Here is a 12,539-nt window from a genome sequence, read left to right as displayed (position 1 = left end):
TAATAATTAATAGCTTGGTCTATTCTCTAAAGCCACTTCAATGGTTTGAGTTATCTTCTCTCTTTCAACTCCGGTAATCATTTTCCGTGGCGCACGCACAAACTCAGTTCCAATACCGGTATATACCTCACAAAGCTTAATGTATTGCACCAGCTTCGAATGGATATCCATTTCAAGCAAAGGCATAAACCAGCGATATAATTCAACAGCTTCCTCTACTTTCCCTTGCTTTGCTAACTCAAATAACACAACAGTTTCTTTTGGAAAGGCACAAACCAGTCCGGCCACCAATCCATCAGCACCAAGCAATAAAGCTTCCAAACATAGCGTATCAACTCCGCCCATAATTTTAAAGCGATTACCAAACGCATTTTTCATACGCGTTATGTTTGTTAGATCGCGCGTTGACTCCTTAACTGCTTCAATATTTTCAACATCCTGCAGCTGCTTAAACATTTCTACTGTGATTTCAATTTTATAATCAACCGGGTTGTTATAAAGTAGTATTGGTAAAGAGGTTGAAGCTGCAACTTCTTTAAAATAGGCTACCGTCTCATCACCATCGGCCTTGTACAACAGAGGTGGCAATAACATTAATCCATCAGCACCGGCCTCTTCTGCTTTTTTAGCTGCTTCAATGGCCCGTACTGTGCTCGATTCGGCTATATTCATAATTACAGGCACCTTTGATCTATATGGTTGAAGTGCCTCTACTAATTGCAATTTTTCATCGGCACTTAAGGTACTTGATTCTCCTAATGATCCTCCAAGAATAATTCCTGAAACACCTGATTCTATTTGAAATTCAACATTTTTCACAAATGCAGGAATATCAAGATCTCCATTTTCTTTAAACTTTGTTGTTACAGCAGGGTAAACACCTGTCCAGCTTGGTCTCATACAAATAGTTTTAATGATTAATACTATCACAAACATATCAGATAATATCATCCTTTTATATTCTTATTTTAACCATTTTTTGAACTATTTATTCTACTTTTATAATAGATGAATTAATTTAAGGTAATATTAGAGTAAAATAGAAATTATGAAGGCCATACGTTTTGTTATTCCAAAAACCGGAGGTAATTCTTTTCGTCACCAGATAGATAAAGGAGTAACATTTTACGATAACATACACTATCATCCTGAACATCAGATTACATTAATTATAAAAGGAGAAGGAACGAGCTTTATTGGCAATCATATTGAACGATTTAAGCCCGGTGACTTATTTATGATTGGCAAGAATGTTCCCCACGTATCACGCTGCGATGAAGCTTACTACAAACCTGATTCTGAACTAACAGTTTATAGCATTTCATTATTCTTTAAAGATGAGTCATTTGGCCATCAGTTTTTTGAAATACCGGAAATGGCACATATCAAGAGGTTGTTATCTCAGGCTTCCAAAGGATTAAGACTTGAAGGCTCCGACAAAGAAAAGGTATCGCAGTTAATAAAAGACTGCCAGAACCTGGATGGATTTGATCGCTTTCATACATTTATGAGTATTTTAAATATTTTTGCACAATCATCAGATACCCGAACTTTGTCCTCCATTAGTTATATTTCTCCATCGAAACAAACTGATAACGAAAGGATAAATGTGGTATTTCAATACTTATCTAAAAACTTTAAGGAAAACATTGAATTACAAGACGTATCGGAAGTAGCCAATATGACACCCAACTCATTTTGCCGTTATTTCAAACAAAGAACAGGAAAACCCTATACTACATTCTTAAATGAAATGAGAATTGAATATGCAGGTAGCTTAATAGCAGCAACAAATGATAATTTTGGAAGTATTGCCATCCAAAGTGGTTATAACAGTATCTCTTACTTCAATCGTCAGTTTAAAAACATTACAAAGCTTACACCTTTGCAATACCGAAAAAAATATTATCGTAAAGCATAACTTACCCCCTTTTGTAAAAAATAAGGCAAAAAAGATTTTTTTCTTGTAACTTATGTCTGCAACACAACGAATAAATTCACATATGGATTTAAGAAAATATAAAGTTCCCGAAATTGTATACGGGGATAAATCTATTGAACTGGTAGCAAAATATGCTAAAAATTATAACGCAGAAAAGATAATGGTTGTTACCGACCAGGGGGTTATTGATGCCGGGTGGATAAAAGTAATTGAAGACATACTAAACGACAACTATCTTAAATATATTATTTATAAAAACGTTACTCCCAACCCTAAGGACTATGAGGTTAACGAAGGGGCCCAAAGCTATATACAAGAAAAATGTAACCTACTAATTGCGGTGGGTGGAGGATCTGTTTTAGATTGTGCTAAAGGAATTGGAATTGTTTGCACAAATAAAAAGGATATTAACGAGTTTGAAGGCGTTGACAATATTCGTATACCTATGCCGCCCCTCATTTGTGTACCCACTACCGCCGGTTCTGCTGCGGATATTTCTCAGTTTGCTATAATTTTAAATACTCCCAAAAGAAAAAAGATTGCTATCATAAGTAAAGCCTTAGTTCCTGATGTATCTATAATAGATGGCATTACTACCACTACAATGAGCAAGGAGCTTACAGCCAATACAGGAATGGATGCTCTGGTACATAGTATTGAAGCCTATGTGTCAAATGCCAGTTCTTTATTAACCAACATACATGCCTTAGAGGCAATTAATCTAATCAATAACAACCTAATTAATGCAGTAAATGAACCATACAATATGATGGCTCGCAATAACATGATGATGGGTTGCACATTGGCCGGCATTGCCTTTTCGAATGCAAGTTTAGGGATTGTACATGCTATGGCACATAGTTTAGGAGGTTTAAAAGATTTGCCTCATGGAGAATGTAATGCTATTCTTTTGGAACATTGCATTGATTTTAATTTTGAAAGTTGTCCGGATAAATACAAGGATGTTTACATTGCAATGGGAGGAGATCCTTCCATGGAGTCATCAGAAGTTAAAAAACATTTGACTGAAAAAATAAATCAATTAAGTAATTCAATAGGCATTGCTGATTCGTTTGAACACTATCATATTCAACATCACGAGTTAGAAGAAATAGCAATCAATGCATACAACGACCCATGTATTGTTACCAATCCTCGTAACGCCGAAGTGGAGGATATTAAAATGATCTTCGAAAAGCTAATTAAATAAATGTAGATCATTCTATCATTAACCTTACACAAACATGAGCGGACAAAAAGATAATAAGGAGTTAATAAGGAGAAAGGTAATTGGTCTTGGAGAGGATTCTGTCAGTAAAAGCTACTACCCTCAGTTACAACAAAATATTAACGAATTACAGCTTCAAACTAAAGCTCTTGAAGCCAAAACAATTGAACTAAATAACACCATAAAAGATCTTGAGGCAACCAAGGCATTATTAGCCGAAAGTGAGAATAAGTTCAGGGCATTATTTGAAAATGCCAACGATGCTATTTTTATCTATACCACCAGTAATATTTGTGTAGAATGTAATTCCAAAGCCCTTGAACTCTTACAATTATCAAATAAAGAAGATGTGCTTGGCACAACACCCATTGACATATCCCCTAATCATCAGGCCAATGGCAGACTTTCAGTAAAAGAACTGGAACAACACAGAAATAAAGTTTTAAACGGTCACTCACATATATTTGAATGGACAGTAAGAAAAAAAGATAATAGTATTGTGTATTGCGAGGTATCATTGAGTGGCATCAATATAAATGATGAGAAATTTGTACAGGCAATTGTAAGAGACATAACCGAATTTAAAAAACTGGAACGAAACTTCAGTATGGCCACCATCAGAACAGAAGAGAGGGAGAGAATGCGTTTTTCTAAGGAGCTACATGATGGTATCGGTCCTATTTTATCAACCATTAAGCTGTATCTTCAATGGCTCAGTGACACAGACAACCAGGAGCATATAGAAATTATTAAGAAAAAAATTAACGAAAGCATTAACGAGGCTACCAAATCAATTAAAGAAGTATCACATAATTTAAGTCCACATGTACTAAGCAATTATGGTCTTATTGAAGCATTAAATATATTTGTAAACCGTATTAACGAATCAGGGAAACTGAACATTACCTTAAAACACAACGTAAAAGGAAGGCTCAATAAAGATCTGGAGATAATGTTTTATAGGGTATGTACTGAACTTATTAACAACACAATTAAACATGCCAATGCAATTAATGCCAAACTAAAATTTAAACAAGAGGGTGACGATATCCATTTTACTTATTCTGATAACGGAATTGGCTTACCTCAAAATTCACAAAAAACACCCGATCCTGGCATTGGACTCTATAACATTATTAACCGGGTAAAAAGCGTTGGTGGCATTTGTAACTTCAACTACCCCAAACACAAAGGTTTTAAAATAAAAATATTTGCAAACAATAATATCCTCATTGATGAGGATACAAAATCGAATTAACCTCATAATATAGAATGAAAGAAAGTTTGCCCCAAATAGTAATTGTTGACGATCACGATTTATTCAGAGATGGAGTAAAAACACTCCTCGAACTTAATTCTGTGGGACAGGTTATTGCAGAGGCTTCAGATGGTTTAGAATTTATTGATACACTAAAGCAAGGCACTCCGGATATAGTGTTAATGGATATTGAAATGCCAAACATGAATGGCATTGAGGCTTTACAAAAAGCAATGGAGATCACCCCTTCCTTAAAGGTTCTTGTTATTTCAATGTTTACCGACCACCAATATTACTACGATATAATGACCTCGGGCGCTAAAGGGTTTATCTTTAAAACAGCCAATAAAGACGAACTGATAAACGCCATAAAATCGGTTTTAAAAGGAGGCACCTACTTTTCTTCTTCATTATTACAGGAAATGATTATAAAGTATCAAAACGAGAAAAACGAAAACAATACCAAAGAAGAAGTTCAGCTAAACGAAAAAGAAATTGAAATTATATCGTTCATGGTTGATGGACTATCAGCTAAAGAGATAGCTGAAAAAACACACCTATCGCCCAAAACAGTCTCTAACTATAAAACTCTGATGCTTGAAAAAACTGGCTGCAAAAACGCTGTAAGCCTTGTTGTATATGCCATAAAACATCAACTAATCGAAATTTAATTCTTATCAGATCTCGTACGAATATAGTTTACCCTCACCCCACTTATGGAAAACCCTATTCTAACAATGGGTAATTTTACCCTATAAATTCCTATAATTCCCCTCTTATATTACAACATCTATACATCTACTTTTACATCATGAAAGAAAATTAAAACGAGTTGTATAATTCTGTTCGTTTTAACAGATCCAAAAATGTGGGTAAGATGAAATTAATAGTGGTAGATGATAATAAAAGTTTTCTGGAAGCTGTGACATTCTTTCTTGAGGAGAAATTACACTTTAACGTTATTGATAAATTCAACTCCGGCATTGAACTACTTGATAGCTATAAACTAAATCAGGTAGATATTATTTTGCTGGATATTGAAATGCCGGATATGGATGGTTTTGAAGTTGCCAAAAGGCTGCTGTATAAGTACCATCATCTTAAAATTGTGGCTGTAACCAATCATACTGATAAAGTTTTTTTGAATGACTTAATAAGTTCCGGCTTTAAAGGCTTTGTGCCTAAAAACACGGTGTTTGATCATATGTCAAAAACACTTAATCAGGTATACAACAACGAATACTCTTTTCCAAACTACCTAAAAATTAAAAACCTATAAACATCATTACATAAACCAGGGGAGGAGAATATTATGAAGTTTTTAAACAACATAAAGATTGGGGTTAGACTAAACATTGTTTTGGGCTTAGCTATGGTAGTAATATTTGGAACGCTAACTTTTTATACTGTTACAACACAAAAAGTGGCAATTTTGAATGATGCCCATAGCCGATTATCAGAACAAGTGGATGATATTTCGAAGTTTCTGGATAATGAAATCAAATTAAATCAGGAACAAGTAAACATTGGTCTTCACTATGTAGAAAGTTACTTCTCTAATTTAGGAGAATTAAAAGTGGATGGTAAGAACCAGATAGATTTCAATGCCACCAACCAGATTACAAAAGACCAAAAGTATGTAAGTCTTGATAAATGGACTATTAACGGAGAAACTATTCAAGGTGAAAATTCCATAGTGGATGCTATAAAAGATAAAATTGGAGGTACAGCAACCATTTTTCAAAGAATTGAAGATGGATACCTTCGTATATCAACCAACGTAATTAACAACGAAGGTAAAAGAGCCATTGGCACTTATATACCTGATAGTTCACCAGTGGCACAAACCATTAGCTCAGGAAAAGCTTTTTTCGGTCGTGCTTTTGTTGTTAACGACTGGTACCTTACAGGATATAGCCCTATTATTATCAACGACGAAGTACAGGGAATTTTATACTTTGGTGTTAATGAAAAAGATTTGGGTGGACTAAAAGAATTGTTTTACGCCAAAACCTATTACAATAATGGTTATCCGTTTTTATTGGAATCAGACGGCGAAATACTTATTCACAAATCATTAGAAGGAACAAATCTTTCCGACCAACCTATTTATGAAGCCATTAAAGCTTCAAAAGAACAAGTAGGAAGGTTGGAAACCACCTGGGAAAATGAAGATGTTGAGATCTATTACGAGTACATTGAATCAATTGACTCGTATGTTATTGCCCTTGTTTACCATGATGATTTAATGCAACCGGTTACCATGGCTCGTCGCTCTATATTATTGGCTATGTTCGTATCGCTTGTACTGTTCTTCTTAATAAATACTTACTTAAGTAATAACATTAGTAAAGGACTTAACAAAGGCGTTGATTTAGCCAAAGCATTATCTGAGGGCGACTTAAGCTATCAGATTGATCTAAATCAAAAAGATGAAGTTGGTATTCTGGCTGATGCATTAAGCAAAATGTCGTATAAACTAAAGGAGATCATAACCAGCGTTCAACAGGGAGCCAATAATGTATCCGAAGCCAGTAGTCAATTGAGCACTGCTTCTGAACAAATATCTCAAGGGGCCTCCGAGCAAGCCTCCTCATCAGAAGAAGTATCCTCATCAATGGAAGAAATGGTTGCCAATATTGAGCAAAACAATTACAACTCAAAGCAGGCGACAGAAACAGTGCAAGCTACTGCTAAAAGTATTCAAACGGGCTACGAAACGGCTAAAGATGCTGCCCATTCGATGGTTGACATTGCTGAAAAAATTCAAATTATCAACGATATAGCTATGCAAACCAACATACTGGCACTAAATGCAGCAGTAGAATCTGCCAGAGCAGGTGAACATGGTAGAGGATTTGCCGTAGTGGCTGCTGAAGTACGTAAACTTGCTGAAAGAAGTAAGGTTGCAGCAGAGGAGATTTTAACCGTTTCTAATAACGGCGTTGAAAAAGCACAGGTGGCCGGAAAACAACTGAGCCTGGTTATTCCTGAAATAGAAAAAGCAGTGGGATTAGTAAACGAAATAGCTGCAGCATCGCATGAGCAAAATCAGGGATCGGAACAGATTAATTCTGCTATTCAAGAGCTGAGTAATATTACCCAGCAAAACGCTGCATCGAGCGAGGAGATGGCAACCGGATCAGAAGAACTGGCTAGTCAGGCTGAACAACTGAGTGAAATAATCTCATTTTTTAAAATATAATATCCAGAAATAAAATCTACAGTTAGGCAAATTGAAACTTGCCATTGATTTGGGGTGAGGGTGATTTTAGGGAAGAAGGAGATGGCTGATGCGATACGCATTGGCCATCGTTTTTTTATTGGGTTGGCAGTGTATTTAAGAATTTGATAGCAGATATGAACCCATCCACATTAAAAACAAAGTCATTCATCTACAATCAATACACGTTTATCATTTTACCAATTAAAATAGTGTTACAAAACTTCAGTATTGACATTAACTAATAAACATAAGTGCTATTTAAAATTATTAACACCCCATAAAATCCCTTTTTTTTATAACCTAAATCAGTTGTATAATGAACAACACAGAAAATCGAGTATCAGCGGAACTCACCATTGAAGTTCGAGAAGAAATCAAAACTTTATTGAATAATGTAATTGAAAAGATGCCTTTCCTGCAGGGCTTATCTGCTGATGATAGAAAACGCTTGCCAAAAATGGATAGCAGAAACAAAGATTTTGTAGTTGATGCGGTTAATGCCATCAAAAGCGATACCAACATCCTTCCCGCTTACATCAAACCCGATGAGATGACAAAAGATTTGGAACTTTATGAAGCATTGGAGGAAATTCTGGTGCCGTTAACTTATTTATACGATAAAGTACGCGACACGCAAATGCTGGCCGGATCAGAGGCCTACTCAACTTCTCTTTTGGTTTATAACATGGCCAAAACAGCAGGTAAAGCCGGCGTACCGGGTGCACAAAGCATTTACAACCAATTAAAAGAACGGTTTAGCCGTAACGGAGGTAAAGGCCAAACAGAATCTTAATCAATACAGATAATACCAACTGGTCTGCTAATAAATGATGGTTGATTACCGGGGAGGGGTACTTCGGAAGTACCCCTCCCCTCATAAAAAATAAACTCACTTACACATTTTGTAAACTCACCAACGGAATTGATTAACCGACGCACCAAAAACCTTAACCCAGGTGCTTCCAATGGTAATTCTTGCTCAACTTAAGTTAACTAAATAGCAAAAAACACAAATAACCCTGCGAAAAATATCAACATAGGTACTTCCATTACAAACCTATTTATCTTTTGTGCGAACCGATTGTCAGAAACCGCCTGCTTGTTTATCTAAAATGCTAAGCCATCAGCTGCTAATGCCCCCCAATGAATAAAAGTTGCCCAATGACTTATGAAAACTGCCCATAGATTCATCAAAATTGCCCTGTGATTATAAACTCATCCTATGGCTTTAATGGTGAAAGAGCAGGAGTATATTAATACATATTACTTACCGATTAAATTTATATTCGAATAGCTATTAGAACCAGGATCACCCCACCCGAAACAAAGTTTCGAACTTGGGATTGTCAGCGATAGTTGCGAGCATGGCGGAATGGTGGCTTAGAGGAACCAGAAGTTGGACCTGAAGCCTTAAATTCGTCAACGTTGCGCAGCAATCGCCTCAATGCGAAAGATTTTTGATTCCCCTGGCTGACGACAGGCAGGTTTTCTAAAAAAGAAATATAAATAACTCTTTCCACGAGCTGTGTTGCTGAGGTTGGAGTGACGAGATAACAATATTTGTTGAAAGTTTATTGCAGTATTCAATATCCGTTTTATAAATCTCAAACTTGAATTAAAGAATCAAATTTCTTTAAGTGAATCTATGACTGTTCTGCAACAATATAAATTGATCCATTATTCTTCAAAACTTCATTATCAAAATGAAACAAATACTTATTTTTATGCCAATAGTAATTTATAACACATCAAACAATGTCAGCAAAAAAAATATTCATCTTTCTTATAGTCAGCCTCCTATTTAGTTCGACATACGCCAAAGTAACTGAAATACCCTATACACAACTACCCACCGGACAGCTGGTTGTTGAGCTCACAATAGATGGCATAGATTTACCTCAACTATTTATTGTGGAAACATCGGGAGGTAACTTCCTGCGAAGCGATATGAACTACCGATTAAGCACTTTAGGCCTTGACACCTTAAAAAAGGGCTATAAGTTTGCTCATATAAAAATGGGTGATCGTACCATTGAGAAGGTTAAATTTGAAACTAAAAATAAGCTGGGCAAAAGAAGTGAATACTCATTTCCCAATGCCGTATTAGGAACCATTGGTTCACAACTGTTCAAAGATTTGAGCGTTCAGTTCGACTTTCAGAAGAAAGTAATTCGCATTGCCGACACCAAAGAAGAACTTAATATACCTGAAGGAACTAATTACATTCCTTTTAGCCAAAGTTTCTTAAATCATATCCCTATTATTGAAATTCAACCCTGGCAATACATGACTCAGCGCCTCGAAGTGGAAGTATCTGTACCATTAGGCATTGTTCTTGCTTGGAATGGACCGGCACTGGAAGTGCGTTACCGAAATAATACCAATATGCAATCGTACAAGGTGAAATTAGACGATGTAAAAACCATTACCATTACCGAACAGTTTGTAAAAACCATCGACTTCGATCATTCTTTTTCTATATACAATGCACCCATTACCTTCAGTGATGATGTAAAACCTTTATTAGGTTATCAGTTCCTTAATCAATTTTTAGTAACATTTGATTATGACAAAGGAAAACTATACCTCGATCCGCAAACGAAAGAGGCAAAAGCACTGTTTGAATCTGAAAAAAAATAATAACCTATGTTGGATATAAAATGGATTAAGGCAATACCTCTTTTAAGGGTTTGCCTTCACATCCATTTGGGAAAGGTATTTCAAGAAAAGATGAAATAGTTGGTGCAACATCAGTCATAGATACTTTCTCATAAATATTTCTACGCCCCACTTTCCATCCATAAAACACCAATGGTACGGTTGATGAAGTCCAGTGTCGATGCACCGGGTCCTGCCCCTCTATTTCTTCGTTCCATCCGGGCTGAAGTCTGATTAATAAATCACCTGATCGCTTGGGATGATAATTCAACTTCAGGCTCTCTAAAGCAGCTAAATCAGATGTTGAAGCCATCAGCTCATTGGCTGGTAATGCATAGGCAACACCTTCCACCTGCATTAAAAACTTTGCCGATTGCGCTAAAATCTCTTTTTTCGATATTTTCGATTGCTCCAGTAACTCATGATTTAAATAGATCTGTCCATCATGATAAGCTTTCACCCAACTACCTTGTCCGTGCAAAGCCATCAGATACAAATTAAGTAAAGAAGCTGCCTTTTTACCGCTAAATAATCCGGTTGGTATTCCTGCCCTTCCATTCTCGCCAACTGATCGAACCGGAGCAGAAATAGCCGAAGTTATTATTAGAGTATTTTCCAGTCCTACCTCATCATCCAATATTTGAAGCATATCAGCAATCTCTTTATCCAGTCGCAAAAGCATGTCTTCTGTTTCGGCCTCAAAGGCAGCTGCCGATGGACGATGAACAGATTTACTGGTAAACTGAACGGTTAATATATCGGTCACATCATCTTTTCCATATCCACCATTTAATACCTGGCTAACTGTAAAATCACGGATTAATTTATTACCATAAGGTGATTCCAACACTTTTTGATATGCTTTTTTATCCTTCCCTTTCTTTAATGAATATAAAAAGGTATGTCCCTGAGGTAATTCATCGGTATAATAAAGTAACTGATGGTATTCATTTAAATCAGCAACAGGTCCCCATTGACGCTCGGCAAATACATCCAGTAATTTCTTCTGGTTAAATTCCTGAACCCAATCCGGCAGACTAACGTTTGATGTGTCAGCATTCAATTTCATATCGCCTGTAATAGCATCCGGATAATAAAGATAATCTGAAGAATGCCCGGCAGTCCAAACCAAAAAATCGGTATTAAAGCCAATGGAAGTTACTTTTGACTGTCCATTATACATCCATTTCAGTTCATCTGTAAAAGTTGAAGCCAACATATTTTTTGATGAAGGTAAAATTCCCTTATCTGTGTCAGCCCCGTCAGCTTTTACTCTTGAATACCGTAACGGCTCAAACCAGGTATCAGAAATAATACCATGTGTGGCCGGATAAGCCCCACTGTATAATGTTGAAAGGTTACACCCGGCATACACCGAACCAGCCGGGAAAGATGCATTTCGATAAAAGGCTCCTCCGTCAATTATTCGATTAAAACCATCATTTGTGAATTTATCTCTGAAAGCCACCAACTGATCTGTACTCAGTTCGTCAATCAAAAAAAACACTACCAACTTAGGCTTAGGCGAAGCAATACGATGTTGAGCCACTGCAGTATGCGCAAAATGCAATAGGATGAATATAATAATGGGGAGTTTTATTCTTGTCATTATGATTTTATTTGAAGGCCAAATATAACCATAGCAACAACTAAATAAAAAGGATCAAGTACTAAGAAACGCTTTTTTTATAAGATATCACATCAACGTTCTCTACATAGATAATACCTCCGCAACCTGCCTTATCAACCAACTTTGATATTATTTCAGCAAAATCATAGATCCTTTCCTCCCGGTCGACCATTTCTATAATTATAGGTAGATTCTCCGATATAGAAAAAACCTTGGTATTATTAACTATATCATCAGCTCCATAAGATAACATGCCCTTATACATAGTAGCCCCTGCTATTTTGTATTTTTTGGCGGCAAACAATATCGCTTCGTGCAGTGCACGCTGGTACACTACGCCATCTTCACTAACAATAATTTTTAGCTTTTTTGCTTCTCCATCTAGTACCATAAGTGTGCTTGGTTTGTTTTATGAATAAAGTCAAATTACGACTTAATACTTACAATTTCAATAAAAACTCTACCTCATTAAAAAATCATAAGCAAATTGTACTCATCACTTTTTCATATTGGTTTTTTATACCGATAATAAATAAGATAGGAAGCTTTCAGTTTGTGATGCTTTTACTTGATCGTTTGCTAATAATTGCTAATTTT

At 36.0% G+C, this 12,539-nt stretch carries 11 protein-coding genes; 8 read left to right on the top strand and 3 right to left on the bottom strand.

Annotated elements, in window-relative coordinates; translation table 11 throughout:
* Window positions 1-6 precede the first annotated feature (6 nt).
* Window positions 7-900: a dihydrodipicolinate synthase family protein gene (locus KEM10_RS02265; protein WP_212212932.1), complete on the bottom strand. Its 894-nt coding sequence runs from the start codon at window positions 898-900 to the stop codon at window positions 7-9.
* A gap of 148 nt (window positions 901-1,048) precedes the next feature.
* On the opposite strand from KEM10_RS02265, the gene KEM10_RS02260 reads away from it, so the two are divergent.
* From KEM10_RS02260 to KEM10_RS02225, 8 genes are all read left to right on the top strand, one after another.
* Window positions 1,049-1,921: an AraC family transcriptional regulator gene (locus tag KEM10_RS02260; protein WP_212212929.1), complete on the top strand. Its 873-nt coding sequence runs from the start codon at window positions 1,049-1,051 to the stop codon at window positions 1,919-1,921.
* 82 nt (window positions 1,922-2,003) lie between these two features.
* Window positions 2,004-3,152 (top strand): alcohol dehydrogenase-like regulatory protein ErcA, encoded by a 1,149-nt coding sequence (gene ercA / locus KEM10_RS02255; RefSeq protein WP_212212926.1) that lies wholly within the window; start codon window positions 2,004-2,006, stop codon window positions 3,150-3,152.
* Window positions 3,153-3,186: 34 nt separating this feature from the next.
* Entirely contained in the window at window positions 3,187-4,428 is a 1,242-nt protein-coding gene (locus tag KEM10_RS02250; RefSeq protein WP_212212924.1) for a PAS domain-containing sensor histidine kinase, read from the top strand.
* 14 nt (window positions 4,429-4,442) lie between these two features.
* Window positions 4,443-5,099, top strand: coding sequence for a response regulator transcription factor (locus KEM10_RS02245; RefSeq protein WP_212212922.1), 657 nt, complete (start codon window positions 4,443-4,445; stop codon window positions 5,097-5,099).
* Between the two features lie 206 nt (window positions 5,100-5,305).
* Window positions 5,306-5,707, top strand: a complete 402-nt coding sequence (locus KEM10_RS02240; protein WP_212212920.1) for a response regulator — start codon at window positions 5,306-5,308, stop codon at window positions 5,705-5,707.
* A 93-nt stretch (window positions 5,708-5,800) separates the two neighbouring features.
* Entirely contained in the window at window positions 5,801-7,633 is a 1,833-nt protein-coding gene (locus tag KEM10_RS02235; RefSeq protein WP_212212918.1) for a methyl-accepting chemotaxis protein, read from the top strand.
* A 337-nt stretch (window positions 7,634-7,970) separates the two neighbouring features.
* Entirely contained in the window at window positions 7,971-8,447 is a 477-nt protein-coding gene (locus KEM10_RS02230) for a hypothetical protein (RefSeq protein WP_212212916.1), read from the top strand.
* A gap of 962 nt (window positions 8,448-9,409) precedes the next feature.
* On the top strand, window positions 9,410-10,294 hold the full coding sequence (locus tag KEM10_RS02225) for a hypothetical protein (RefSeq protein ID WP_212212914.1): 885 nt from the start codon (window positions 9,410-9,412) through the stop codon (window positions 10,292-10,294).
* A 25-nt stretch (window positions 10,295-10,319) separates the two neighbouring features.
* On the opposite strand, the gene KEM10_RS02220 is transcribed toward KEM10_RS02225, so the two are convergent.
* Entirely contained in the window at window positions 10,320-11,921 is a 1,602-nt protein-coding gene (locus KEM10_RS02220; RefSeq protein WP_212212911.1) for an alkaline phosphatase family protein, read from the bottom strand.
* A gap of 61 nt (window positions 11,922-11,982) precedes the next feature.
* Complete coding sequence (locus tag KEM10_RS02215) at window positions 11,983-12,333, bottom strand: DUF190 domain-containing protein (RefSeq protein WP_212212908.1); 351 nt, start codon at window positions 12,331-12,333, stop codon at window positions 11,983-11,985.
* Window positions 12,334-12,539: the final 206 nt, after the last annotated feature.

Source organism: Carboxylicivirga linearis, from assembly GCF_018271995.1.
In the GTDB taxonomy this organism is placed as follows: domain Bacteria; phylum Bacteroidota; class Bacteroidia; order Bacteroidales; family Marinilabiliaceae; genus Carboxylicivirga; species Carboxylicivirga linearis.
Note: the sequence above shows the minus strand (reverse complement) of the source record. Positions and strands in the feature narration are given on the sequence as shown.